This window comes from Pseudorhodoplanes sp., assembly GCF_050250235.1.
Classification (GTDB): domain Bacteria; phylum Pseudomonadota; class Alphaproteobacteria; order Rhizobiales; family Xanthobacteraceae; genus Pseudorhodoplanes.
The window spans coordinates 64953-88888 of sequence record NZ_JBFWPA010000012.1 but is presented as its reverse complement, the minus strand read 5'-3'; the positions used below and the strand labels follow the sequence as shown (position 1 = coordinate 88888).

Here is a 23936-nt window from a genome sequence, read left to right as displayed (position 1 = left end):
CCTTCTCCCCCCAAAAGGCGGAGCGTGGAGACGGGGTGCGGGGAGGGAATACAGCAAGCTCCGCCGCCCCGTTATTTGGGCGGCGCGGGGACGCCGCAGCGGCAGAAAAGGCGAAGGATTTCTTCTTTGTAACAAAATTGCGGGCGACGGCTTCGTGACCGGAAAATAAGGGGACCGAGGGATGCGCCGCCCCGGTTCCGCCACCACTTGTCGGGATGATTTGAATCACGCGGTCGTTCCAGCAAGTCCGATGATCATCCGTCACGCCCTCGCGCTCCTTGCCCTTGTCGTGCTGACCGGCGCCGCGTGTGCCGAGCCGGCGCCAAGGTCGCGCGGCAGCTTCAAGCATGAGCCGATGATCTTCTTCGTAGCCAAGGGTGCCGCGGACGCCTGTGGTCCCGGCTGCGACACCTGGGTCGCCGCGGAAGGCACTTTCGACCCGGATGTGCACGAACGGCTGAGCGAATTTCTGAGCCATCCGGCGCGGCGCCACCTGCCGATCTTCTTTCATTCGCCCGGCGGCGAATTGCAGCCCTCGATTGCGACCGGCAATGTGCTGCGCGAGCGGCGCATGACCGCGGGTGTCGGGCAGACCATTCCGGAGGGCTGCCGCTCCCGCGCGCGGGCGGACGCCGCCTGCCGAAAGCTGATGGGCTCCGGGCGCATCCTGAAGGCGAGACTGCGGGTCGAAACCGGCATTTGCGCATCCGGATGCGGCTATGCGCTGGTCGGCGCATCGGTCCGTCTGATCGGTCCGGGGGCGAAATTCGGCGTGCATGCGAGCCGGCTGGTTCCGGTTCGGCTCGCGAAGGCGTCCCGCAGCCGCCCAAGCGCGGCGGAGACGCGCGAGGCGGAACGCCGCTCCTACGACCTCCTGAAGCAGTATGTGGCGCTTGCCGGCGTCGACCCCGCCCTGATCGATCTTGCGATGAAGACGCCGCACAATCGCGTCCACTGGCTGTCGCGTGATGAATTGTCCCGCTACGGCCTGGTCCCGGGGTCGTATTTCGAGACGCAATGGCTGCGGATTCCGGTTTCGGAGGGGACTTTCACGATCGTCAAATCGGTGACGCAGCCCTCGCAGACGAACCGCCAAGAATACCGCACCACGATCATCGGCATCGATTGCGCGGCAGGCCAGCGGCCTTTTGTGACGCTGCGAAGGGAATTGCCGACCGTCGAAAAGGGTACGCGGCTCGCCATGCGGATGACCTCGGGCGATGCGTTCCTGCTGGTGTTCAATGAGGGGCGGCGGCCGGATGCGGCGACCGAGCTGCGGGTCCAGCCGGTGGCAGCCGACGCGCTGGCGCGGGCCGCTGCTTCGGACGCCATTGTGCTGCGCGAAGAGCAGGATTCCTGGATGCGGGAGACCCGGCTTTCCACCAAGGGCCTGTCGGAGGCGCTCGGTGGCGTATCGAGCCGCTGCGGCGGCCGCATCTGAGGCCCGCGGGGGCGGGCGGGAAAAATTTTCGGGGGTGACCGGAACCTGCCGGCTTCTGCGGCGTTTGCGCCCGGCGACACGGCATCTGCCGGTCGGGCCGAGACCTTCTCGCCCGGGCGGCCCGACGCATTTCAACCGCCGTCCGGAACTCGATGGACACTGCGCAATCTACTGCCATCCGGTCGCTACGGCTCGCAATGCTCGCGGCTTTCATCCTGCCGGTGATCCTGTTCTCCTTTCTGGCTGTTACGAACTACCGGCACATCCACGCGGTGGCCGACGAGCGGATCGAACGCACTGCCAATATCCTCCAGGAACATGCGCTCAAGGTGTTCGAGACCATCGAGCGGAGCATCGCGGAGACCAACGAAGTGGTCCGCGGGATGTCGGACGACGAGATCGCGGCCGATGAGGCGAGGCTTCACTTGCGGCTGAGCCAGCTCGTGAAGTCGCTTCCGCAGTTCAAGTCGCTTTGGATCTTTGGCCCGGACGGCCGTGCGCTCGTCAATTCTCTGGCCTATCCGCAGCCGAAAGGCCTGAACTTTTCCGACCGCGACTATTTTCAGGCCCATGTCGGCAGCGATGGCCGGGTTTTCGTTGGCCAGGTTCTGCAACCCCGCGACCCGTATCCGGACGGCGACTTTTTCAGCGTCAGCAAGAGCCGCCCCAGCCCCGACGGCTCGTTTCGCGGCGTGATCCAGCTCTCGATTCTGCCGACCTATTTCGAGCAATTCTTTGCCAAGCTGCAATCCGCCTATCCCGGCGGCTACGCGTCGCTGGTGCGCGAAGATGGCGCGGTGCTGGCGCGGCATCCGGCTTTCGGCCCCAACGCCGCAAGACCCATGGCGTCCCTTGTGACCGATGCCATGCGAAAAAGTCCGGACGGCGGCTTTGCAACGCGGGTCTCGGCCGCGGACGGGATCGAACGACGCATCGCGTGGAAGAAATTGCCCGATCTGCCGGTCTACGTCATGGCCGGGACCGAGACCGCAGCCATCCGGGCCGAGTGGCTTTCCACCATGGCCGGCTATCTCGCCTTTGGGCTGCCCGTCACCGCGCTGCTGCTCGGCGCGATCTGGATCGCGCTCGAACGCACGCGCCGCCTTTACCAGGAGGAGGCGCGCCGTGCGGTCGCCGAGGGCGCATTGCGGCAGGCCCAGCGCATGGAAGCGATCGGACAATTGACCGGCGGCGTCGCGCACGACTTCAACAACATCCTGATGATCGTGAAAGGCAATCTGCACCGGCTGCGGCGCGAAGTGAGCGAGCCGAAACTCGTTCGCAAGCTCGACATGATCGAGACCGCGTCCCAGCGCGGCGAAAACCTGATCCGCCAGCTCCTAGCATTCTCGCGCAAGCAAAATCTGACACCGCAGGTGATCGATCTCGCAAGGCGCGTGCGCGACTTCCGCTCGCTGCTCGCGCCGTCGCTGCGCGGTGACATACAGATCCGGATCGATGTGCCCGACACGATTGCACCGGTTCGGGTCGACCAGAGCGAACTCGAACTCGCCGTGCTCAATCTCGCGGTCAATGCCCGCGACGCGATGCCGGACGGCGGGGTGATCGAAATTGCGGTTCGCCCCGTCCGGCTGCGAGGCGACGCGGCGCATGACAGGCTGGAAGGCGATTTCGTTTTGCTCTCGATCTCCGATACCGGCTGCGGCATTCCGCGCGAGACCATGGGCAAGATTTTCGAGCCCTTCTTCACGACCAAAGAGGTCGGCAAGGGCACCGGTCTCGGTCTGAGCCAGGTCTATGGTTTCGCCAAGCAGAGCGGCGGGACGGTGACGGTGTCTAGCCGGATCGGGCACGGCACCGTGTTCAATCTCTATCTGCCGCGGTCGCGGGAACAGCCGCAACGATCGGCGCCGGTGCGGGTCGACGAAACCGAACCGGTTGCGACCGGCTCGGTCCTGGTTGTCGAGGACAATACCGAAGTCGCCGACATTGCCACCGCGCTGCTCAACGAACTCGGTTACCAGGTAACGCGCGTCGCGACCGCGCAGACCGCGCTTGAGGTGCTGCGCACCGGCGAGGTCTTCGATCTTGTGTTTTCCGATGTCGTGATGCCGGGCGGTATGAACGGGGTGGAACTGGCGCATCAAATTCGCAAGGATTATCCGGACCTGCCGGTGGTCCTCACCACCGGCTATTACAATGCCGGCCACAAGCCGCTGCCGCGCGGGCTGCCGGTGGTGCGCAAGCCTTACGATATCGCCGAACTGAAAAAGACCCTGCAGGCGGCGACCAGCAAGCCGGCGACGCCTCGCGCTGCGTCGGGCTGAGCATCGCAAGGCACCCACAGGCACCGAGGTCTCCCGCATCAGGTCACATCCGCGTCAGCCATCGATACGTTGCTTCGCTGCATTGCCCCACATGTGATAGTCGGTTTCCATGACGACGCAGGTGACAGCGCACGGCTATCAGCTCTGGCGTGACCGGCGCGGGCGGGTTTCACCGCTGCGCATCATCGCGCTCGCACTGCTTCTGGTTCCCGTTGCATTCGCGCTCGAGGCGTGGTTCTCGCACCGGCTGGCGCCGCGGCTGCTCAACGATCTGGTCCATCGCACCGGTTATTGGGCGCTGCTTTTCATCATGATTGCGCTTGCGATCACGCCGCTGCGGCGCAGCGGGCGCTTTTCGGGGTTGATCGATGTGCGGCGGCTGATCGGGGTCGGCGCCTTTGTCTATGCGACGTTGCACATTCTGCTCTACATTGCCGACGAGCGGTTCGACCTCGTCAAGGTCGCGCTGGAAATCGTCAAGCGGCTGTATCTCACGGTCGGCTTTGTCGCCTGGCTTGGCCTCCTGGCCCTGGCGATCACGTCCAGCGATGCCATGGTCAAACGGCTTGGCGCGGCGCGCTGGCGGCGTCTGCATCAGGTGACCTATGTCGTCGCGCTGTTGTCGCTGATCCATTTCTTCCAGCAAACCAAGGCGGACTTCACGCTGCCTGCGACCGTCACCGGGCTGTTCGGCTGGCTGATGGTGTACCGTGTGGTTGCCGCCCGCAGGGGCGCGGAAATGTCCACGCTTGCCCTGTTCGTGATCACGGTCGCGGTTGCGCTCGCGACCTTCCTCGGCGAGGCAATCGGCATTGCGCTCTGGTATCGGGTTTCGCCGATGACGGTGCTGTCGACGGTTTTCGACTTCGACCTCGCGATCCGGCCGGGCTGGTACGTGCTCGTTGCGGGGCTCGCGGTCTGTCTTCTGGACCTCGTTCGCGCGCACATGCAGCCGCAGCGGGAGCGGCCCGCGCGGTCTGGCGCGCATCAGGCGTCCGCGGGCGGCGTCGCATTGGTCGAGCGCCAGCGCGCATAGCGCCAGGGCAGATACCAGCGCGATTGGCGGGGCGGTTTCGCCGGAACAAAATCCAGCCCGGATGTGCCATAGGGATGACAGCGGCACATCCGGCCGAGCGTCATCCAGCCGCCGGCCCATAATCCGTGGCGGTGCAGAGCCTCGTCGCCATATTCGGAACAGGTCGGCAAATGGCGGCAGTGAAACCCGATCAGCGGCGACAGTGAATACCGGTAGAGCGCAATCAGTCCGCGGCCCGCGAGCCGTGGTGCGTTGCGGACACAGTGTGCCAAATTCGCGCAGTCCGGGCGGGGCGATGGTGCGGGTTCAGCCATGGGAACAACGTCGGATCACACTGCAAATAAGCATGATCTGGAACTTTTCGACCCCGGTTCCCTGGCGTTGCGTCCGTTAAGCTTAGGTTGCACAGCAGCACTCTCTTCTGGACGCGAATCCCGCCGGCATATTAAAAATTACGCAGGGTGACGGGTGATCCCGCAGCACCGGCGCGATAAGCCGGGAGCCAGATCCGGCGCGGGTTGAACCGGGTACCGGGGGAGTTGCATGAAGCTGCGCCGGCTTGGTGCGGTGGCACTGGGATGTCTGTTTGTGTCCTTTGCGGCGCCGATCGCCGAAAGCGATCCGTCGCGTTCGGCGACAATGCAATTCGTGTTGCGGCAGGACGCGTCATGCGTTCCCAAATGCCGCACCGTGTTCGTATCGGCGACCGGGATGATCCGCGCCGAGACTGCCCGCGATTTCGAAGCCTTTGCGACCCGGCACAACATTCGCGGCGCCACCATCGTACTCAATTCGGAAGGCGGCTCGGTGCATGGTGCCATCGCGCTCGGCCGCGCCATCCGACGGCTCGATATGACAACCACGGTCGGCCGCACGGTTGACGTCAAGGGCGATGCGCGCGCCGCCAATATCGTGCCGCAGGCCGATTGCGAGTCGATGTGTGCCTTTGTGCTGCTCGCGGGCGCGAAGCGCGTGGTACCGGCGCAAGCGCGCGTGCGCGTGCATCAGATCTGGCTCGGCGATCGGCGGGACGACGCCGCGGCCGCCAGTTACACGGCCGAGGACCTGGTGCTGGTGCAGCGTGATATCGGCAAGCTCGCCCAATATACCATCGAGATGGGCGGCAGCGTCGAACTGCTCGAAGTGTCGCTTCGAATACCGCCATGGGAGCCGATGCGTTCGCTGACCCGCGACGAGATGCGGCGGATGAATCTAGACAATTCCGAAGCCACGGATGCGCGATCGACTCCGCCACAATCGGCGACGGGCGCACCCCCGTCACGACTTCCGGTCAAGCGGATCGCCTTTTCGGGGACGCGCGAACGCGAGCGTGGATGGACTGTGGCGGAGCGTGCGGGCGTCACCACATTGACGCGGCGACACCCGCTGACAATCGAAGGCGAGGATCTCGGGACCATAGACCTGGCCTTCGCCTGCGGAGCGGAGGCCGGCGAATACCTCGTCCTCTATACCGAAAAACGGCGCGGCAGGGACGCTGCGGACGTGCCCCCACTCAAGAGCGTCGAACTGCGCCTCGCCAACAGGACCGTTCCCATGACGCTCGGGGCTGCGCAGGCGCCGGGCCAGCACCTGTCGTCGGCAAGCGGCGTGGTAACCGCGTCGATGCTCCACAATTTTGCATCGAGCGCGCTGCGCTCGATCGTGATCGAGTCGGCTTCCGGGAATGAGGATGTGGCTGTGATCCGTGTCGGCAATACCGGCGCGGCCGCCAGCCTGATGCAATTTCTTTCCGCCTGCGCGCAGCCCGTGCCGACGAGCGCGGAGCATGCCGGTCTGCGGACCGCGGGCGGGCAGTAGCCCTCGCGCCCGGTCCATGCCCGGGCAATACGTCGGATGTCCGGCCATCCGATGCCGGATAGGCAGCTCCGCATTGCGGCCGCCGGCCCGCGACCTATTCGGCAGCCTCCGTTGCCGAATCCCGCTTCTTCTCGATCTGCTCGATTGCGGAAACCACGGCATCGAAGGTCAGGAGGGTGGAGGCGTGCCTTGCCTTGTAGTCGCGGACCGGTTCGAGCACGGCGATGTCGGCCCATTTTCCGTCAGGTGCGGCGCCATTCTCCTTCAGCATCCGGCGGACCGCTTCGCGCAGCGCGCGCAACTCATCGGCGCGCGATCCGACCACATTGCGGGCCATGATCGAGGACGAGGCCTGTCCCAGCGCGCAGGCCTTCACGTCATGGGCGAAATCGGTGACCGTGTCGCCGTCCATCTTCAGGTCGACGGTTACGGTCGAGCCACACAGTTTTGAATGCGCGGTGGCGCTGCCATGCGCGTCCGGAATGCGACCGATCCGCGGAATCGACCCCGCCAGCTCCAGAATCCGGGTGTTATAGACGTCGTTCAACATGCGCTGGGCCGATGGGTTGGACCGGGAAACCGTATTTGTCTTGGTCGGGCAACTGACTATATATGGCGTTGGGAATGCAGCGTCCAAGCCCGTGGGGGCGACGCGGCCGACCCGGTGACACCCCCGGCGCCACCTTTGGCTTAGAGCGCCGGTCGAACGGAGAGACCATGGACGCGATCGTGAAGCCTTGGCCGAAGCACCCCTCGGCCCCATCCCAGTCGCTTTCGGAGCATGTCCGGGCGGCACCCCAGCCGCTCGAGAACCGGCCGACCCGCGAACAGGCGGAAGAGGCGGTCCGCACGCTGATCGCCTTTGCCGGCGAAAATCCGGCGCGCGAGGGCGTTCTGGAGACGCCGAAACGGGTGGTCGAGGCCTATGAGGAAATGTTCCGGGGCTATACCGAATGCCCGGCAGACGTCCTCGACAAGACCTTCGCCGAGAGCGAATCCTATGACGATTTCGTGCTGGTTCGCGATATCACCTTCAACTCGCATTGCGAGCATCACATGATGCCGTTCTTCGGCAAGGCGCATGTGGCCTATCGCCCGGTCGACCGGGTGGTCGGTCTGTCGAAGCTCGCGCGTCTCGTCGATGTGTATGCGCACCGGCTCCAGACGCAGGAACACATGACCGCGCAGATCGTGACCGCAATCGACGAGATCCTGAAGCCGAAGGGCGTCGCGGTGATGATCGAGGCCGAGCATATGTGCATGTCCATCCGCGGCGTGACCAAGCCGGGCGCGCTGACGGTGACCACGCAGTTCCGCGGCAGCTTCCGCGACGATCCGAACGAGCAGGTGCGGTTCCTGACCTCGATCCGGTCCGGGCAGCGGTAATAGGTCTCGTGTCCCGGATGCTGTGCAGCATGAGCGCGAAGCGCGAATGATGCACCGCTGATCCGGGGCCCATCTATCGTTCGTATTGTAGGTCCCGGTTCTGCGTCGCATCATTGCGCGCCTGCGGCGCTTCGTGCTGCGACGCGCCCGGGACACGAGGTCTCAGCTTGGACAATTGCCATGGCCGCCTCATCAGAGATTGAAGAAGGCCTGGCGCTCCAACCCAGATTCGACGCCGACGGGCTCGTCACCGCGGTCGTTACCGATGCGGCGTCCGGCGACGTCCTGATGGTCGCGCATATGAATGCGCGGGCGCTGGCGAAGACGATCGAAACCGGCGAAGCCCATTACTACAGCCGCTCGCGAAAGAAGCTCTGGCGAAAGGGTGAGGAAAGCGGCCACACCCAGCGCGTGATCGAGATGCGGGTCGACTGCGACCAGGACGCCGTATGGCTGCGGGTGGAGCAGGCGGGACCGGGCGCCTGCCATACCGGGCGGCGGTCGTGCTTCTATCGCGTGGTCGCGCTCGGGCAGACGGGTGAGGTCACACTCGCGTTCCGCGACGCGGAGCGCGCCTTCGACCCGGCCGCTGCCTATCGCGGCAAGCCCTAAACTCGCTCAGTCATAAGGCCGTGAAGGGATCGACTTCGCGCCCTGAATGGCGTACCTGATCTGCGAGCGGGAGAGACTGGCTTGCGTTTACCAATGCGGGCTGGCGCCGAAGGAGCAACCGCCCCGGAATCTCTCAGGCAAAAGAACCGCTCTTGAAACTAGACACTCTGAAGAGTGGAGCCGGACGCGCCGCATCGCGTCGATAACGGGCTCCCGCCGACGGTGTAAGTCGTCACGGCAATCAGGCCGGGCGGTGAAACTCTCAGGCCAATGACAGAGGGGGCCGCGTTCGTGAGAAGCACGAACGCGCGCAACCTTTGGAGGCTTGAGGATGACTCAACCCAAATATTCCGCCCGCGATCTCGATGTCATCGTGCTGGGAGCCGGCGTGGTCGGCAACAACCCCGCCTATTGGAACCTGCGCAACGGCAGGACGGTCTGCATCATCGACCGCCAGCCCGCGGCCGGGCTCGAGACCAGTTTCGCCAATGGCGGACAGGTCTCGGTCAGCCACGCCGAGCCCTGGGCCAATCCGTCGGCGCCGTTCAAGGTGCTGAAATGGCTGTTCCGCAACGATGCGCCGCTGCTGTTCCGGCCGAGACTCGATATCCATCAATGGCTGTGGATCGCGAAATTCCTGGTCGACTGTTTGCCGTCGCGCGCCGACCGGCACACGACGGAAATCGTGGCGCTCGCAACCGAAAGCCGCGGGCTGGTCCAGGCGATCCGCGCGCGGGAAGGCTTTCACTATAACGAGCGCAGCAAGGGCATCCTGCATTTCTATCGCGACCCAAAGGAATTCGAGGCGGCGGCGCGTGTCGCCGACCTGATGCGCAAGCATGGCTGCGATCGCGAGGTGGTCGACGTCGATCGCGTGGTCGAGATCGAGCCGGCGCTCGCCGACAGGCGCGGCGAGATCGCGGGTGCGACCTATACCGCGGCGGATGAAAGCGGCGACGCGCTGAAATATACCCAGGAACTGGCGCGCGTCTGCGAACGGATGGGCGGCGTGTTCCGCTACAACCATCAGGTCACGGCGCTGCATGCCGACCGCCGCGCGCGCCAGGTCAGCGCGGTCGAGGTGTGCGGCCCGGACGGATACGAGACGCTGCGGGCGCGCGACATCGTGGCCTCGCTCGGATGCTGGTCGGCGCCGTTGCTGCGGCCCTATGGCGTTCGGCTCAACATCTATCCGGCCAAGGGCTATTCGGTGACGATCCCGACCCATGGATCGAACACCGCCCCGGTGACGAGCCTGACCGACGACGAGTTCAAGCTGGTCTATTCCAATCTCGGCGACCGGCTGCGCATCGCAGGCACCGCGGAATTGTCGGGCTATTCCCGCAATCTGGACGAGACCCGCTGCCAGGCGATCCTGCGCAATGTGCGAAACCTGTTTCCGCGTGCCGGCAATTTCGAACGCGCGACCTTCTGGAGCGGATTGCGGCCGGCGACGCCGTCGAACATTCCCTATGTCGGCCGCACGCGCTACCGCAATCTCTGGCTCAATACCGGCCACGGCACGCTGGGCTGGACGCTCGGTGCTGGCTCGGGCTTTCGCGTTGCAAACATGATCGCAGCGGGCGAGGGGCCGGTGGTGGCGTAACCCAAATCCGTTCATTTCCACGCAAGCGGGAATCCAGTGTTCGTGGCTCTGGGTCCCCACCTTCGCGGGGACGAGCGGAAGTTCATGGCATCTTGCCAGCCTTGGCAAGCAACACCTTGGCCCGGGCCAGATGCGGGCGGTCATACATCTTGCCGCCGATGCCGACCACACCCGCGCCGGGCTGCGCTGCGAACGCCGCAACGATCCTTTCCGCATGAGCGACGGCGTCCGGCGTCGGGGTGAAGACCTCGTTGATGACGGCGACCTGCGCCGGATGGATCGCCATCTTGGCGGTGAAGCCGTCGCGTCGCGCTTCCTCGCATTCGCGGCGCAGCCCCGTCTCGTTCCTGAAATCGACATAGACGGTGTCGATCGCAGGCACGCCCGCGGCCGCAGCGCCGGCGAGGCATAGCGAACGTGCCAGCCGGTAAGGATCGAGAAAGCGGCCAGTCGCGTCGCGGTTGGTCTCCGCGCCCAGTTCGGCGGAGAGGTCTTCGGCACCCCAGGTCAGCGCGGCAAGACGGGAACTGCAATCGCGATAGGTTCCGGTGGTGAACAACGACGCCGCGGTTTCGGTGGCAAGCGCGACGATGCCGATGCCGCCGTCGGGCAGGCCGGTGATCGTTTCGCGCGCCGAGAGCTTGGCATGCAGATGCGTGACCGAGGCGCCGCCCGCGGCCTTCGGCAGCATGATGGCGTCGGGGCGGCCGGGCAAGACCGCATCGAGATCGTCATCGGTGAGGCCGGTGTCGAGCGCGTTCACCCGTACCAGCAGCCGCAACCCGTCGCTCCTCGGGCCTTGCAGGAAACCGAGGGCGATTTCGCGTGCGGCGGTTTTGCGGTCCGCCGACACGGAATCCTCAAGGTCGATGATCAGCGCATCGGCGCCGCTGGCAAGCGCCTTGTCGAGCTTCTTCTCGCTATCGCCGGGGACGAAGAGGAGGGAGCGCATCAACATCCTTTCCCGTCATTCCGGGGCGCCCGCGAAGCGGGCGAACCCGGAATCCCGTCAGTTCTCGAACGCCGCTGGATTCCGGGTCCGCGCTTCGCGCGTCCCGGAATGACGACAATGATTACGTGACCGGCCGCTTCCTGATGAAGACCTGGCGCCTGCATTCGGCGACCAGCTTGCCGTCCTGGTTGAAACAGCGATGAAGCAACTCGACGATCCCGGCATCGGGCCGCGACTTCGAATCGCGCTTGCCGATGATTTCAGTGGTCGCATGCAGGGTGTCGTTCTCGAATACGGGATGCGGGAAGCGGGTTTCCTGCATGCCGAGATTGGCGATGGTGGTGCCGGTCGATATGTCGCTCACCGACATGCCGATCATCAGCCCGAGCGTGAACAGCGAGTTCATCAGGGGCTGGCCCCATTCGGTCTCGGTCGCGCAGAAATGCCGGTCGACATGGAGCGGCTGCGGGTTCAGCGTCATGTTGGAGAACAGCATGTTGTCCATCTGCGTGACGGTCCGGTAATAGCGGTGTTCGTAGGTTCGCCCGGCCTCGAAATCCTCGAAATACAGCCCCCCGCGCGGATGCCGCACAGCTTCCTTCATCTTGGTCCTCCTGGCGGCGCTCGGCCGCATTCATTAAGCTTCCATTTACCATAATTCGCCAAGGTCGCGACGGTCGGCATGGCAGCGCAACCCGGCCGGCCGGGAAGGGCACGCAACATGGCGGTTGAAGCCGCGACCTTGGCGGGTGCGACGGGGGCAACCTCGGCCACCGCCGCGATCCGCAAGGCGTCGCAAGTCACCGGCGCCAAATTCAGCTATCTGCTGGCGACTGCCAAGGTCGAATCCAATCTCAACCCGAATGCAGCCGCCAAGACCTCCTCGGCGGGCGGCCTGTTCCAGTTCATCGACCGCACCTGGCTCGGCACCCTGAAAGAGGCGGGTCCGCTGCTCGGCTATTCGCGCTATGCCGATGCGATCACACGCACGGCCGATGGCCGCTACCTCGTCAACGACCCGGCGATGCGGCATGAAATCATGGCGCTGCGGCAGGATCCGACCGCGAATGCGCTGATGGCCGGCGTGTTCACCAATTCCAACGCCAAGCACCTGACCAACAAGCTCGGACGTGCTCCGACCGATGGCGAGCTTTACATGGCGCACTTCATGGGTGCGACCGGGGCAGCGCGCCTGATCACGGCATCTGAAAGCAATCCGGGTGCGGTCGCGGCCAATTCCTTCCCGGCGGCCGCGCGCGCCAACCGCTCGATCTTCTTCGACAGGAGCGGGCGCGCCCGAAACTTTGCCGAGGTGACGCAGAATCTCGCCGGTCGCTTCGACACGGCGCGCTCGCGCATGGCCGGCCAGAATGCCGCGGATGCCACGCCCAGCGTTGCGGCGCAGAGCACCGCCTATGTCGCGGAGACAGCGCGCGTGGCGCGTGCCTATCAGGCGGCCGATGCGGTCAGCCGGGTGTCTGCCGTCTCTCCCGCGACAGCCGTGCGGCCAGCCATACAGCAGCCGGTGCCGGGCGAGCGGATGTTCCACAACCCCTATCGTATTGCGCTGCGGCCTCAGCCGGTCTCTGCCGCGGTCGCCGAACTCTGGACGCCGACCACGTCGCGCACCACCCAGCAGGAACAGGCGCGACACATCGCACGCGATCTGGAAACCAGGTCGCGCGCGCAAGCCACGCAACCGGTTGCGCCGACCACTCCAGTCGCGCAGGCCGCTCCGGTCACGCAAACCGCGGATGCGCGGACCGACAACCGTCCAGGCAGTCTCGGACTTTTCCAGGACATCAAGCCGGATGTGCGCTCGCTCTTTACGCACGGTGTGCGGGGCTAGCTCGCACCCGTCCTGCACCGGTCCGATCTTCCTGAAGCCACGAACCGAGCGCGCAATGCGACATCGCCTCGAGACCGCGGTCTCGCGACAGGTTGCGAACCACGGCTCGACGAGTCCTTCCCCAGCATTCGCCCGTTAACACCGCGGCAATAATCGCGAAGATTTATGGTGAACCCTTTGTTAAGGGCGCAGCGTTAGGTTTGACACGAGCCGGCGGGGACGTCGTCGCGTCAGCGTGTTGAGCCAGACATGATTGTGAGACAGTTTCTCTTTTGGTTGCGTAGCGCCCCCGCTGGCGAACGGGCCGAAGCCACTGCGGCCCTTGCACGCGCCTTCCTCTATTCCGACCTGTCCGAAGACGATCTCGCAGCCGCCGAAGGCGCGATGACGATCCTGCTGGACGATCCATCGCCGCTGGTTCGCGGCTCCTTGGCGGACGTGCTGGCGGCGAGCGAATACGCTCCGGCTTCGGTCATCTTCGCGCTGGCGGCCGACCAGCCCGAGATTTCGACGCTGGTCCTGGAGCGCTCGCCGTTGCTTCTGGATGCCGATCTGGTCGATGCGGTGGCAACACAGGGCATGGCGGCGCAATGCGCAATCGCGCGGCGCGCCTTCGTGCCTCGGTCCGTCGCTGCGGCCATTGCCGAAGTCGGCGATGCGGAGGCCTGCCTGGAATTGCTGGAAAATCCCGGCACCGAGATCGCGCCGTTTTCGATCGATCGAATCGTCCAGCGCTTCGGGCATCTGGCGCCGATCCGCGAGGTTCTGCTGGCGGGCGAGGGGCTGTCGGCGGCGACCCGCCAGGCGCTGGTCGCCAAACTGTCCGAGACGCTCGCCGAATTCGTGGTCGCGCGCGACTGGCTGAACGAGGACCGGGCCCGCCGCGTGGTCAAGGAGGCTTGCGAGAAGGCGACCGTAGCGCTGGCCGCCGCTACCCCCGGGGACGAAGTGCGGCCGTTGATACGGCATTTGCGCGAAAGCGGCCAGCTCACCGCCGGCCTGATGCTGCGCGCGCTTCTGTCGGGCAACCTGACGATGTTCGAGGAGGCGCTGGCCGATCTGTCCGGAATACCGCTGTCGCGGGTGACGCGACTGGTGCACGATCGCGGCGGCGTCGGGCTTCGCCCGGTCTACGAGAAGGCCGGCCTGCCGCCGAGCGCCTACGCTGCCTTCCGCGAAGCGATTGCGACCATGCACGAGGACGGCTTTCTTGGCGATGCGTCGGGCTCGGCGCGGCTGAAGCGCCGCATGATCGAGCGGGTGCTGACGCGCTGCGCCGCGCTCTCACCGGAAGAAGTCGAGCCGCTGATGACACTGCTGCGCCGTTTTGCGACAGAGGCGGCACGCGAGGAGGCGCGGCTGTTCTGCGAGGACCTGGTCGACGGGCTGCTCCCCGATCTGGGCACACGCATGATCGCGGCCTGAACGTTGCGGCGTCATTCTGACGGGGCTTGGTCTCCGCCTTCGTGCTCTCGCGCAGCGCAGTCTTCAGGTCGGTCGGCTTGCCATGCTTTCTGAGCAGGTCGCGAACCGCTTCGTCGATCAGTTCCTGCAGGCTGGTCGAGCGATCCTCGGCGAGTTCCATGAGCGCGCGCAAGTCTTCGGCATGGAATTCGATCAGCTTGCGCGGCATTGGCCGTTTCTAGCGCTCGGTGCGCGGATGACGTTCATGAAGGAATACCGCAAGCTGCTCGCGCAGCGATTCATCCCGTTCGGAATGGTGGCCAGCGATCACCGCGTCCTCGAACAGCCGCTGCTGGATGTCCTGCGGGAGTTCGCCCCAGGCGCTGATCACCGCCTGTCCGAGCGCCAGGACATAGCGCTTCTCGCCATCGGTCTGCATGATCGCTCCTTCCGCATTCGCGGCGTCCGCCAAAGAACGCGCACCGCCGGGAACTGGTTCCAGATGATTCGGTCCTGAGCGCTGCACAAGCCAGGGCTATCCGGGCGCCAGGGGCGGCGAGAATACCCCGTCGAGATAGCCGGGGCGGTGGCGGTTGACATGCCGGAGAAACTCCTCCGACACCTGACGCAGCCGGCGATTCAGTGCGGTCGCGATATCCGCAATGTCCGGCCTTGCATATTCGCGCACGATCGCGCGGACCGCGTCGACATGCTGATCAACGAGGGCCACCGGGATACGGCCGCTGTCGGGGGAATGCTCCAGCACCCGGCACAGGCTCTCGGCGGCACCGGCCGCGAGCGGAAATCCGAAAGTCGCCGCATCACCCTTCACGTCGTGAGCGGCGTGAAACAATTCGTCGATGGTACGCTTGTTGAAACCGTGTTGCCGGATCGCGCAGCGCGCGGCATCGAGCCGGTCACATTCGGAGAACATCCAGTCGCCGAACTCGCCGGACAATTGTGCGAGCGCCGCCTCCGCCCGCGCGAGCGGATCGTCATCCGGCAGCGCGACTTTTGCCACCGCCTTTTCAAGCTTGTTGACCGGCGTGATGATGTCGTGATCGGCGAACCGCTGCACTGTCGGACGACCATTGCGCGCTTGAGCCATGGGTGCCTCCAATCAAATGGCTTGCGCCTTGTCGAATAACGACTGTTGCTTGATGAAATCGGCCTGGCCGCCGCGACGGCGTTCGGGACCGGAATAGCCCGATGCGGTGTTGCGGCGGCGGTCCGGTCCGAAATAGGTCTTGGTCCGCACGAACGGGCGCGGATTGATCACGACATTGACGATGCGTTCGAACAGCGCCTTCGCCGACAGGGGTTTCGCCAGGAATTCGGTGACGCCGGCATCGCGTGCTGCCATGACCCGCTTCTTTTCGGAATGGCCGGTCAGCATGATGATCGGGACGAACGGATTGGCGTTGGCGCCGGGCTGGCGGATCATCTGGGCAAGCTCTACCCCGTCGAAAATCGGCATCGCCCAGTCCGTGATCACGATGTCGGGGAGGTTGTGCGTAAAGGCCTCGAGCCCGGCGGCTCCGTCCTCGGCCTCGTGCACCTCGCGCGCCCCGAAGCCGTGCAGGAGTGCACGCACGATGCGGCGCATATGCGCGTTGTCGTCAACGACGACGAAGCGAAGCCGGTTAAAATCGATGCGCGACATGATCGAACAACGCTGTCACCACGGGCGGGCGCTCTCCGCAGCGTACGACTGCGCCGTTAACGAGGGGTTTAGGATATCCGCGGCGCAAGATCGCTAATAGCCGAATTGCTCGCGCAGAATTCGCTCGTCGAGGCTGTGGCCGGGGTCGAACAGCATGTGCATCGATATGTCGTGGTCCATGGTGATCGCGACGCTTTTCACGTCGCGCACCTCGGAATGGTCGGCAACGGCGGCGACAGGGCGCTTCGCCGGATCGATCACCTCGACGGTAACGTGTGCGGTGTCGGGCAGAAGCGCGCCATGCCAACGGCGCGGGCGGAACGGACTGATCGGGGTCAGCGCGAGCAGGGGCGCGTTGATCGGGATGATCGGTCCCTGCACCGAAAGGTTATAGGCGGTCGAGCCCGCCGGGGTCGCCACCATGACGCCATCGGCCATCAATTCGGGCAACCGCTCCTTGCCATCCACCAGGATGCGCAGGCGCGCGGCCTGATAGGTCTGCCGGAATACCGACACTTCGTTGATCGCGTAATGCTCGTGCGCATGGCCGTCGGCGTCTTTCGCACGCATGACGAGAGGATGGATCACCGTCGGTTCCGCCGCGGACAGCCGCTCCCGCAGGTCCTGCTCGTTGAATTCGTTCATCAGGAAGCCGATGGTTCCCCGATGCATCCCGTAGACCGGCTTGCCGGTCCGCATCAGCGCGCGCAGCGTGTGCAGCATGAAGCCGTCCCCGCCGAGCGCGACGACCACGTCGGCGTCGGCCGGCTCGCAGCCGCCATAGCGGGCCACCAGACGCGCATGCGCCTCCGCCGCTTCCGGGCTCGTGCTCGCCACAAACGCAATCCTGGCGTATCGGCCACTCATTGCACCAGCTCGCTGTCTGCGCCGCGCTTGCCACAACAGGCGCGGCCGGCGCCGGTGGTCTGGCGGTCCTGCCGGCGTTTGCGGCGGGTCCATCGCCGGAACATCAAATCCAAAATCGCACCAGGATCATGAAGTTGCGCTTGTCCCCTTGGTTTGAACGCTTGTACATGCACGAGCCGCGAACGGATACAAGCGCAGGAACCGGGACGGCCCGAAGAGAGGACTTATGGAACGCGTGGTGCTCGTCTATACGACTTATCCTTCACTTGTCGAGGCGGAGAAGGCGGGACGAACGGTGGTTGCACAACGGCTTGCGGCCTGCGTCAACATCCTGCCGGGCATGATTTCCCATTACTGGTGGCAGGGGCGGGTGGAGCGCGGTGAAGAGGTCGTGATGTTCATCAAGACGCGGGCATCGTTCGCCGACCGGGTGCGCAAGGCCGTCAAGGCCGGCCACCCCTATGCGACACCCGCAATCATGGTGATGCCGGTCGAGTCGGTGGAGGATACCTATCTGCGCTGGATCATGGCGGAAACCGATCGCTCGGCCATGGCGAGCGGCGAGGGAGCCTGACCCGCAATGACATGAGAAGCCGCGCTGGCGGGCCGAGGCGGATTGCGGCTGCCGGCCGCCCAGGACGTCAGTAGACCAGACCTTCGCCCGCAAGCGCCAGCCTGAGCGAGGTATATTCCTCGCACCGCACGCCGCAGATGGTTTCGATGCGCAGCAGATATTGCTCGGCGGTTTGCCGCTCGCCGCGCTCCAGGTGCCACATCCCGTAATATTGCCACGTGCGCGCATGGTTAGGGTCGGCAGCGAGCGCCTTCTCGTACCAGGCCCTCGCATCTTCGGTGCGGCCGAGCTTGCGACTGGCGAAGCCGATCAAGTTGGCAACGTCAGGATGGTCGTCGCGGCCGAGCGCGCGCAACGCTGTGACCGCATCGGTGTATTTCTGATGCTGGTAGACGAGGTCATGGGCGTAGCGATAGCCGTCGATAAACAACCGCTCGGACTTCTTGTCCGGAGCCTTCGTCTTGCCCTCTCTCGCAGGTTTCTTCTTTGGCTTCGCTGCGGGTTTCGTCTGAGGTGCGGCGGGATCGGCGGACTGCAACTGCACCCCGGTTTCAGGCGTGTTGATGCTCATCGCATTCGCTTGCGCAAGGACCGCGGCGCCCGTGAGCGCCGCAGTCAGCATTCCAACCCGGATCAGTTTCATCGCGACCTCGTGCGGGTGATGGTCAATAGCTCTCATGTCCGTTCAGGGCGGCACGCAGCGAGGCATAATCCTCACAGCCCTGTCCGCAGATCAGCCGAATGCGCTCGAGATGTTCTTCGGCTTTTGCGCGGTCGCCGCGTTCGAGATGCAACATGCCGTAATATTGCCAGGTCCGGCTATGGCGGGGGTCGGCGGCGAGCGCCTTTTCGTACCAGAGCTTCGCCTCTTCGGTGCGGCCGAGCTTGCGGCTCGCGAAGCCGATCAGGTTGGCGACGTCGGGATGATCGTCATGCCCGAGCGAGCGAAGCATCGCAAGGCCGGAGACATAGTCCTGACGCCGGTAGATGGCGTCGTAGGCCAGCCAGTAGTCGCGGCGGAAATCGAGATCGGACTTCTTGTCGGCGGGCTTTTGGTCTTCGGGCTTGGCATCCGGCGCCTTGCTGTCGGTTGCGGGCTTTGCTTCCTTCTTGTCGTCGTCCTTCTTGTCCGCCGGCGAAGCCGCGGGCTTGGCGGGCTCTTCGATAGCGGCGGCGCGGGCCGGAGCGGTCAGCGCGACCGCGGCGGTGATGACGGCAACGGCTGAGCAAAGTGTGATTCTCTGGATCACGCGGGTCATGGCTTTGGTGCTCGCTGGTTGGATGGATTCGATGATAGTTCAGAACGCCGTATACTGACCATCGCACGCCACCACCCTTCAGGTCAGGCCCCACAACATACAGCTTCTTCGTGTCGTTCCCGTGCCGCTTGCTCAAAACAGCGTGATCGTTTGGCTTGACTCGGTCACTGGCCGGATGGATCATTGATATTGCACTGGTTCTCCGGTCCGCGCCGGAGAGGCAAGAGGGAACGCGGAACGGCCCTGATCGGACCGAAGCCGCGGCTGCCCCCGCAACTGTGAGCGGTGAATCTGCATCCACGGATGGCCACTGGGAAACCGGGAAGGCCGGATGCAGGTGACGACCCGCAAGCCAGGAGACCTGCCAGCGCAGTCACCCAACCGGTGGGCGGGGAGTCCACACGGAGCGGCTGTTCGCAGCGGTGACGCAAAATGCCGATGCGAAGGCTGCGGGACGGGTCCGTCCAGCGACTTTTCAGAGGCGTGAGCGGTGCTGGCCGGCGTGCGCGGCAATGTTTGCCGTCGACGGTGGTGTGCGGGTTCGCGTGTCCTTCGCGTCGGGTGTGTTCACCCAAGGCTCCGGCTCTGCCGGAGCAGCGAAGGATCGTGCGATGGGTACCCTCTCTGGAATCAGGAAGACCGGAACGACGGCGCTGACGGCCCTGCTGTCGACCGCCGTTTATGGCGCGGCGATGGCACAGAGCGTCAGGCTGCCGGATATCAATGTCACGGAAACCCGGTTGACGGGAATTGGCCGCTCGGTCGGTACCGGCGGCCAGGCCGAACCCGGCCCCGCCGATGGGCCACCGTCCGGCACGGTCGGCGGTATCGCTGTCGGCGGTGCGGGCATCACCGGCGCTTCCACCACTGTCATCACCGGCGAGGACATCGAGCGCTCCCCGGAGCAGACCCTGCAGGGGATACTGTCGCGCGAACCGGGCGTACAGGTGCAGAGCCTGTTCGGCGGGGTGAACGGGGCGCGCACTACGGTCGACATGCGCGGCTTCGGCGCGGCGGCCAATTCCAACACGCTGTTCCTGATCAACGGGCGGCGTGTGCAGGACCTCGACATGGTCGGAGTCGATCTCGCCGCGCTCCCGCGCGAGAGCATCGAGCGCATCGAAATCACCCGCGGCAACTCGGGCGCGGTGCTCTACGGTGACGGCGCGGTCGGCGGCGTCATCAATATCATCACCAAGACCGGCGTCGGCACCAAGCCGGGTGCGCGTATCGACGGCGGTTTCGGCTCGTTCAATTACCGCGAAGGCAACCTGTCGGCCTGGGGATCGAACGGCGCCTGGTCCGGAAGCATCTTCACCAACGCGATCCGCAGCGACGGCTATCGAGAGAACAACGAATACAAGCAATTCGGCGGCGTCGCCGACATCCGTTACACCTACGATCAGGGAAGCGTCTATCTCAACCTGTCCGTCGACGATCAGCATCTCGGATTGCCTGGCGCACGGCGCTATTCGCCGTCCGAGGGACTTTTCCCGCTGATCACCGACCGGCGCGGCGCTTTTACGCCATTTGATTGGGCCGACAAGCAGGGGCAGAACGGTACCGTCGGCTTCACGCACAGAATCGCCCCGGGTGTTGAAATCATTGTCGATGGCGGCGTTCGGCGAAAAGAGGAGCAGTCGCAATATTTCCTGTCCACGGACTTTGCGCCGCCGACCATGCAACCGCGTCAGGCAGTGGATACCACGCTGACAACGTCGTCCGTCACGCCGCGCGTCAAGATCGACACGCAATTGTGGGGAATGCCGATCAAGGCCACCGGCGGTTTCGACTATATCGACGCCGATTACCATTCAGAACGCCCGCTCTATTTCGGCGCTGCGCCAATCAATGTGTACGACCTCGGTCAGACGTCGCAGGGTTGGTACTGGATGCAGACGATTGCCCCGCTCCCGGGCACGGAGATATCGGGCGGCGCGCGCACCCAGCGAACCAGCGTCAATGCGCGCGACAAGTTCGACGCGACGGCCCCGGGCGGCACCAGTTGCTTCTTCGGCTTCTGCTTCCCCAACGGCATCGAAGGGGTGCCGCTCGACCAGAGCGAGACCAACCATGCCTGGCATCTCGGCATGGAGCAGCGCGTGGGTCCGCATCTCGCCTTGTTCGGACGCATGGCACAGAGCTTTCGCGTGCCGAATGTCGACGAGCGCGTGGGAATGGTCACCGCCCAGGTCGGCATCCCGACCACGTTCGATCTCCGCACCCAGAAGTCGCACGACTGGGAAGCGGGTGTCCGGGTCAATGCCGGGCCACTCGAAGCGCAATGGAGCTATTACAACATGAATCTCACCGACGAGATTCATTTCCGGTTCGGACCCAATTTCGAGGCCAACAACATCAACCTCGATCCGACCCGGCGTTACGGTCACGAGACGATCGTGTCCTACAGGGTAAGCGACGATGTGCGTCTGAAAGGCGGGCTCGCTTACACGCGGGCGGTGTTCCGGGAAGGGCTGTTTGCCGGCAACGACGTGCCGCTGGTGTCCCGCTGGACGGGAAATGTCGCGCTGTCCTGGGACATCTGGAGGAAATGGCTGACGCTGGACACGGTGGTGCGCTACTTCGGAGATCGCCGCATGGACAACGATCAGGCGAACCTGCAGCCAATGATCCCGTCCTATACCACGGTGGATGTGCGGCTGGGCGGCAGGATCGAGCAGTTCTTCTGGTCGGTCGCGGTCCTGAACCTGTTTAACGAGGAATATTTCGACTACGCGATTGCAAGTCCCTATCCGTATGGCTTCGCCAGCCGGCTCGGCACCTACAACGCGTATCCGCAGCCGGGCCGTACTTTCATGGTCAAGGCCGGCATGACGTGGTGAGGGGCGGCACAAGTCAGAAGGGCCGCCCGGCCGGGGCGGCCCTTCGTCCATGAAGCTCAAGAATTTCCGTGCTTATAAATTCGGCGACCACATCGCCGGTACCAGCTCGTAACCCTTCGCGGTCTTGGTGATGTAGCCGGAAGCGGGGAACGGCCAGTGATAGCCATGGGCCAGCATCTTGTCGGCCGCAGCGCGATCGAGCAGCATCTTGCGGGTCTCGGTGGCCTTGTTGGGGTCGGCGTCGAACACCGCCTGCCACTCCGGATTGCGTACGAACAGCCAGGGATTGTTGGTGGCGTCGGCAACATAGAGCAACGACTTGTTGCCGTTTGCGATCGAATAGGCGGTGTGACCGGGGGTGTGTCCGGGTGCGGCGATGCTGGTAATGCCAGGCTCGACCTCCTTGCCGGGTACGAAGCGCTGTACCTTGCCGGCGACGTCGCCGAAGATGCGCCGTGAATTCTTGAAGGCGAACTGGGCCGCTTCCGGCGCCCGCGTCATGTTGCCGTCATCCATCCAGAACGCCCATTCCGCCTCTGGAACATTGATCGAGGCATTCGGGAAGAACAGCGAGCCGTCCTTGGACTTGATGCCGTTGATGTGGTCGGGATGGAAATGCGAGATATAGATCGCATCGACGGACTTCGGATCGATGCCGGCCGCTGCGAGGTTGGTGGCAAATGTACCCGCCTGGGGCATCATCGCGCCGAGTGCAGCGCCGGTGCCGGTATCGAGCGCAATCAGCTTCGAGCCGGTATTCACCACGAGCGTGGTGAACGGGATCGGTACCACGTCGGTTGGGAGGAACGCGTCGGCCAGCGCCTTCTGGACGTCGGGGAGTGCGGCATTGCGCACGAATGACGCATCCAGCTTGCGATACCAGGTGCCGTCGTTGATCGCGGTCACTTCGTAATTTCCGATCTTGAACCGGTAGAAGCCCGGACCCTGCTGCCCGCTTTGCGGCGCCGCAGCGTGGGCGGCTTTCGGCAATGTTGCTGCCACGGCGGCCATGGCGCTGCCGGCAAGCAGATGGCGGCGAGACAAGTCTGACATGACGTATTCTCCCTCGTTGGCGGTTTTCTGAACTGTCGGCTTATTCGTGCGCAAACACCGCGGGCCCAACTCTATTCCAAGACCCGGTGATGGGCTCCCGGAAAGCCCGCGTGCCACCTTGTCTCCCGCCACGATGCCCCGTTACTGTGGGGGTAACAAATGGCCGCTCCGCGAAGGGCGGATAACGGGAGGAATTCATGACACCTTTTCCTGGCTGGGCTCGGACTCTGCTCGGCGCGATGGTCGCAGCCTGCGTCGCCGCAACGGCGCATGCGCAAAGCTACCCATCGAAGCCGATCACACTGGTCGTGCCGTTCCCGGCCGGCAGCACCACCGATCTGGTCGGCCGCATCCTGCAGGATGAACTCGCCAAGGCAGTCGGGCAGACCGTGATCATCGACAATCGCGGCGGGGCCGGCGGTGGTGTCGGCGCTGAAGCGGTCGCGCGGTCCGCGCCGGATGGCTACACGCTGCTGATGGGGACGATCGGGACCCATTCAATCAACCCGGCAGTCTACGCCAAGATCAACTACGATCCGATCAAGGATTTCGAGCCGGTGATCCAGTTCGGCACCGCGCCGAATGTGCTGGTCGTGCATCCCTCTCTGCCGATCAAGAGCGTTGCCGACCTGATCGCCTATATCAAGGCCAACCCCGGCAAGGTGAACTACGGATCGTCGGGCAACGGCACGTCCAATCATCTGTCGGGCGCGATGTTCGTGGCGCGCAACGGGTTGCAGGCCACGCACGTCCCGTATCGCGGCGGCGCCCAGGCGATCACCGATCTGTTGCGCGGCGAAATCCAGTTCATGTTCTACCACTATCTGCCGCTGCTGCCGCACATTCAGGAAGGCAAGTTGCGCGCCATCGCCAACACCAACGCCACACGGATTGCAGCGCTGCCCGATGTGCCGGTGATGAAGGAAGCTGGAATGGACGATTTCGTGGTGTCGGCGTGGTTTGGCGTCTATGCGCCGGCAAAGACGCCCAAGGAGGTGGTCACGAAGCTGAATGGGGCGATTCTGAAAATCATCAATTCACCGCAGGTGAAGAAGGGGCTGCTGGCGCAGGGCATCGACCCGGCAGCCGGTTCGCCGGAAGACTTGCGCAAGCTCAACCAGGCCGAGTTGGCCCGCTGGTCCAAGGCAGTGGAGCAGGCGGGGGCCAAGCTGTCGAATTAGTCCGTCCGACACCCGGTCAGCAAGGCGCTTGTACGCATTTTTCCGGTTTCCCCAGTGACATCGCCAATTCGGGTCCCGTATCGTCGTCGGAAATGTGGGGAGCT

General features: G+C 64.5%; 23 protein-coding genes and 3 riboswitches. Of the genes, 12 read left to right on the top strand and 11 right to left on the bottom strand.

What is annotated here, in order from left to right:
- Nucleotides 1–250 precede the first annotated feature (250 nt).
- The 3 genes from AB7F49_RS08265 to AB7F49_RS08255 all read left to right on the top strand — a co-directional run bounded on the left by AB7F49_RS08265 (nt 251) and on the right by AB7F49_RS08255 (nt 4765).
- Complete coding sequence (locus tag AB7F49_RS08265; protein ID WP_428521355.1) at nt 251–1441, top strand: hypothetical protein; 1191 nt, start codon at nt 251–253, stop codon at nt 1439–1441.
- A gap of 152 nt (nt 1442–1593) precedes the next feature.
- Entirely contained in the window at nt 1594–3729 is a 2136-nt protein-coding gene (locus tag AB7F49_RS08260; protein ID WP_428521354.1) for an ATP-binding protein, read from the top strand.
- Between the two features lie 109 nt (nt 3730–3838).
- Entirely contained in the window at nt 3839–4765 is a 927-nt protein-coding gene (locus AB7F49_RS08255; RefSeq protein WP_428521353.1) for a sulfite oxidase heme-binding subunit YedZ, read from the top strand.
- Here the strand turns inward: AB7F49_RS08255 and yidD are convergent.
- Complete coding sequence (gene yidD / locus AB7F49_RS08250) at nt 4717–5079, bottom strand: membrane protein insertion efficiency factor YidD (RefSeq protein WP_428521352.1); 363 nt, start codon at nt 5077–5079, stop codon at nt 4717–4719. The two genes, AB7F49_RS08255 and yidD, sit on opposite strands and share 49 nt — an antisense overlap.
- A 229-nt stretch (nt 5080–5308) precedes the next feature.
- Here yidD and AB7F49_RS08245 point away from each other — a divergent pair, with 229 nt between their 5' ends.
- On the top strand, nt 5309–6583 hold the full coding sequence (locus tag AB7F49_RS08245; RefSeq protein ID WP_428521351.1) for a hypothetical protein: 1275 nt from the start codon (nt 5309–5311) through the stop codon (nt 6581–6583).
- 94 nt (nt 6584–6677) lie between these two features.
- Here AB7F49_RS08245 and AB7F49_RS08240 read toward each other — a convergent pair whose 3' ends face one another.
- Nucleotides 6678–7133: an iron-sulfur cluster assembly scaffold protein gene (locus AB7F49_RS08240; RefSeq protein WP_428521350.1), complete on the bottom strand. Its 456-nt coding sequence runs from the start codon at nt 7131–7133 to the stop codon at nt 6678–6680.
- Between the two features lie 167 nt (nt 7134–7300).
- Between AB7F49_RS08240 and folE the strand changes: the two genes are divergently transcribed.
- The 3 genes from folE (at nt 7301) to AB7F49_RS08225 (ending at nt 10187) form a co-directional block, all read left to right on the top strand.
- Nucleotides 7301–7969, top strand: a complete 669-nt coding sequence (gene folE, locus AB7F49_RS08235) for a GTP cyclohydrolase I FolE (protein ID WP_428521349.1) — start codon at nt 7301–7303, stop codon at nt 7967–7969.
- A 180-nt stretch (nt 7970–8149) separates the two neighbouring features.
- Nucleotides 8150–8581, top strand: a complete 432-nt coding sequence (gene hisI / locus AB7F49_RS08230; protein ID WP_428521348.1) for a phosphoribosyl-AMP cyclohydrolase — start codon at nt 8150–8152, stop codon at nt 8579–8581.
- A 57-nt stretch (nt 8582–8638) separates the two neighbouring features.
- Nucleotides 8639–8740: riboswitch (glycine riboswitch) on the top strand.
- Nucleotides 8741–8868: riboswitch (glycine riboswitch) on the top strand. It abuts the riboswitch before it with no gap.
- 44 nt (nt 8869–8912) lie between these two features.
- Nucleotides 8913–10187 (top strand): D-amino acid dehydrogenase, encoded by a 1275-nt coding sequence (locus tag AB7F49_RS08225; RefSeq protein ID WP_428521347.1) that lies wholly within the window; start codon nt 8913–8915, stop codon nt 10185–10187.
- Nucleotides 10188–10269: 82 nt separating this feature from the next.
- Here AB7F49_RS08225 and AB7F49_RS08220 read toward each other — a convergent pair whose 3' ends face one another.
- Both AB7F49_RS08220 and AB7F49_RS08215 read right to left on the bottom strand, forming a co-directional pair.
- Entirely contained in the window at nt 10270–11139 is an 870-nt protein-coding gene (locus AB7F49_RS08220) for an HpcH/HpaI aldolase/citrate lyase family protein (protein WP_428521346.1), read from the bottom strand.
- Between the two features lie 121 nt (nt 11140–11260).
- Nucleotides 11261–11743, bottom strand: a complete 483-nt coding sequence (locus tag AB7F49_RS08215; protein WP_428521345.1) for a MaoC family dehydratase — start codon at nt 11741–11743, stop codon at nt 11261–11263.
- Nucleotides 11744–11860: 117 nt separating this feature from the next.
- Here AB7F49_RS08215 and AB7F49_RS08210 point away from each other — a divergent pair, with 117 nt between their 5' ends.
- Nucleotides 11861–12988, top strand: coding sequence for a transglycosylase SLT domain-containing protein (locus tag AB7F49_RS08210; RefSeq protein ID WP_428521344.1), 1128 nt, complete (start codon nt 11861–11863; stop codon nt 12986–12988).
- 249 nt (nt 12989–13237) lie between these two features.
- A complete protein-coding gene (locus AB7F49_RS08205) occupies nt 13238–14413 on the top strand; it encodes a DUF2336 domain-containing protein (protein WP_428521343.1) in 1176 nt (391 codons plus the stop codon).
- A 217-nt stretch (nt 14414–14630) separates the two neighbouring features.
- Here AB7F49_RS08205 and AB7F49_RS08200 read toward each other — a convergent pair whose 3' ends face one another.
- The 4 genes from AB7F49_RS08200 to AB7F49_RS08185 all read right to left on the bottom strand — a co-directional run bounded on the left by AB7F49_RS08200 (nt 14631) and on the right by AB7F49_RS08185 (nt 16922).
- Nucleotides 14631–14831, bottom strand: a complete 201-nt coding sequence (locus AB7F49_RS08200) for a hypothetical protein (protein ID WP_428521342.1) — start codon at nt 14829–14831, stop codon at nt 14631–14633.
- A 96-nt stretch (nt 14832–14927) separates the two neighbouring features.
- Nucleotides 14928–15500: an Hpt domain-containing protein gene (locus AB7F49_RS08195; protein ID WP_428521341.1), complete on the bottom strand. Its 573-nt coding sequence runs from the start codon at nt 15498–15500 to the stop codon at nt 14928–14930.
- A 12-nt stretch (nt 15501–15512) separates the two neighbouring features.
- Complete coding sequence (locus AB7F49_RS08190; RefSeq protein ID WP_428521340.1) at nt 15513–16055, bottom strand: response regulator; 543 nt, start codon at nt 16053–16055, stop codon at nt 15513–15515.
- A gap of 93 nt (nt 16056–16148) precedes the next feature.
- Nucleotides 16149–16922 carry an NAD kinase gene (locus tag AB7F49_RS08185; RefSeq protein WP_428521339.1) on the bottom strand — a complete coding sequence of 258 codons (774 nt, stop codon included), beginning with the start codon at nt 16920–16922 and terminating at the stop codon, nt 16149–16151.
- A 226-nt stretch (nt 16923–17148) separates the two neighbouring features.
- On the opposite strand from AB7F49_RS08185, the gene cutA reads away from it, so the two are divergent.
- Nucleotides 17149–17496: a divalent-cation tolerance protein CutA gene (cutA, locus tag AB7F49_RS08180; protein ID WP_428521338.1), complete on the top strand. Its 348-nt coding sequence runs from the start codon at nt 17149–17151 to the stop codon at nt 17494–17496.
- A 67-nt stretch (nt 17497–17563) separates the two neighbouring features.
- Here cutA and AB7F49_RS08175 read toward each other — a convergent pair whose 3' ends face one another.
- Both AB7F49_RS08175 and AB7F49_RS08170 read right to left on the bottom strand, forming a co-directional pair.
- Nucleotides 17564–18175: a tetratricopeptide repeat protein gene (locus AB7F49_RS08175; protein WP_428521337.1), complete on the bottom strand. Its 612-nt coding sequence runs from the start codon at nt 18173–18175 to the stop codon at nt 17564–17566.
- A complete protein-coding gene (locus AB7F49_RS08170) occupies nt 18162–18755 on the bottom strand; it encodes a tetratricopeptide repeat protein (RefSeq protein WP_428521336.1) in 594 nt (197 codons plus the stop codon). The genes AB7F49_RS08175 and AB7F49_RS08170 overlap by 14 nt, the downstream gene beginning before the upstream one ends.
- A gap of 178 nt (nt 18756–18933) precedes the next feature.
- Nucleotides 18934–19138: riboswitch (cobalamin riboswitch) on the top strand.
- A gap of 129 nt (nt 19139–19267) precedes the next feature.
- On the opposite strand from AB7F49_RS08170, the gene AB7F49_RS08165 reads away from it, so the two are divergent.
- Nucleotides 19268–21598 carry a TonB-dependent receptor gene (locus tag AB7F49_RS08165; RefSeq protein ID WP_428521335.1) on the top strand — a complete coding sequence of 777 codons (2331 nt, stop codon included), beginning with the start codon at nt 19268–19270 and terminating at the stop codon, nt 21596–21598.
- Nucleotides 21599–21670: 72 nt separating this feature from the next.
- On the opposite strand, the gene AB7F49_RS08160 is transcribed toward AB7F49_RS08165, so the two are convergent.
- On the bottom strand, nt 21671–22651 hold the full coding sequence (locus AB7F49_RS08160) for an MBL fold metallo-hydrolase (protein ID WP_428521334.1): 981 nt from the start codon (nt 22649–22651) through the stop codon (nt 21671–21673).
- Between the two features lie 197 nt (nt 22652–22848).
- Between AB7F49_RS08160 and AB7F49_RS08155 the strand changes: the two genes are divergently transcribed.
- Nucleotides 22849–23832, top strand: a complete 984-nt coding sequence (locus AB7F49_RS08155) for a Bug family tripartite tricarboxylate transporter substrate binding protein (protein WP_428521333.1) — start codon at nt 22849–22851, stop codon at nt 23830–23832.
- The last annotated feature ends 104 nt before the right edge of the window (nt 23833–23936 follow it).

Coding starts and splice junctions, on each gene's coding strand:
- AB7F49_RS08265 (WP_428521355.1), top strand. CDS start 251: ATGATCATCCGTCACGCCCTCGCGCTCCTTGCCCTTGTCGTGCTGACC.
- AB7F49_RS08260 (WP_428521354.1), top strand. CDS start 1,594: ATGGACACTGCGCAATCTACTGCCATCCGGTCGCTACGGCTCGCAATG.
- AB7F49_RS08255 (WP_428521353.1), top strand. CDS start 3,839: ATGACGACGCAGGTGACAGCGCACGGCTATCAGCTCTGGCGTGACCGG.
- yidD (WP_428521352.1), bottom strand. CDS start 5,079: ATGGCTGAACCCGCACCATCGCCCCGCCCGGACTGCGCGAATTTGGCA.
- AB7F49_RS08245 (WP_428521351.1), top strand. CDS start 5,309: ATGAAGCTGCGCCGGCTTGGTGCGGTGGCACTGGGATGTCTGTTTGTG.
- AB7F49_RS08240 (WP_428521350.1), bottom strand. CDS start 7,133: ATGTTGAACGACGTCTATAACACCCGGATTCTGGAGCTGGCGGGGTCG.
- folE (WP_428521349.1), top strand. CDS start 7,301: ATGGACGCGATCGTGAAGCCTTGGCCGAAGCACCCCTCGGCCCCATCC.
- hisI (WP_428521348.1), top strand. CDS start 8,150: ATGGCCGCCTCATCAGAGATTGAAGAAGGCCTGGCGCTCCAACCCAGA.
- AB7F49_RS08225 (WP_428521347.1), top strand. CDS start 8,913: ATGACTCAACCCAAATATTCCGCCCGCGATCTCGATGTCATCGTGCTG.
- AB7F49_RS08220 (WP_428521346.1), bottom strand. CDS start 11,139: ATGCGCTCCCTCCTCTTCGTCCCCGGCGATAGCGAGAAGAAGCTCGAC.
- AB7F49_RS08215 (WP_428521345.1), bottom strand. CDS start 11,743: ATGAAGGAAGCTGTGCGGCATCCGCGCGGGGGGCTGTATTTCGAGGAT.
- AB7F49_RS08210 (WP_428521344.1), top strand. CDS start 11,861: ATGGCGGTTGAAGCCGCGACCTTGGCGGGTGCGACGGGGGCAACCTCG.
- AB7F49_RS08205 (WP_428521343.1), top strand. CDS start 13,238: ATGATTGTGAGACAGTTTCTCTTTTGGTTGCGTAGCGCCCCCGCTGGC.
- AB7F49_RS08200 (WP_428521342.1), bottom strand. CDS start 14,831: ATGCAGACCGATGGCGAGAAGCGCTATGTCCTGGCGCTCGGACAGGCG.
- AB7F49_RS08195 (WP_428521341.1), bottom strand. CDS start 15,500: ATGGCTCAAGCGCGCAATGGTCGTCCGACAGTGCAGCGGTTCGCCGAT.
- AB7F49_RS08190 (WP_428521340.1), bottom strand. CDS start 16,055: ATGTCGCGCATCGATTTTAACCGGCTTCGCTTCGTCGTCGTTGACGAC.
- AB7F49_RS08185 (WP_428521339.1), bottom strand. CDS start 16,922: ATGAGTGGCCGATACGCCAGGATTGCGTTTGTGGCGAGCACGAGCCCG.
- cutA (WP_428521338.1), top strand. CDS start 17,149: ATGGAACGCGTGGTGCTCGTCTATACGACTTATCCTTCACTTGTCGAG.
- AB7F49_RS08175 (WP_428521337.1), bottom strand. CDS start 18,175: ATGAGAGCTATTGACCATCACCCGCACGAGGTCGCGATGAAACTGATC.
- AB7F49_RS08170 (WP_428521336.1), bottom strand. CDS start 18,755: ATGACCCGCGTGATCCAGAGAATCACACTTTGCTCAGCCGTTGCCGTC.
- AB7F49_RS08165 (WP_428521335.1), top strand. CDS start 19,268: ATGTTTGCCGTCGACGGTGGTGTGCGGGTTCGCGTGTCCTTCGCGTCG.
- AB7F49_RS08160 (WP_428521334.1), bottom strand. CDS start 22,651: ATGTCAGACTTGTCTCGCCGCCATCTGCTTGCCGGCAGCGCCATGGCC.
- AB7F49_RS08155 (WP_428521333.1), top strand. CDS start 22,849: ATGACACCTTTTCCTGGCTGGGCTCGGACTCTGCTCGGCGCGATGGTC.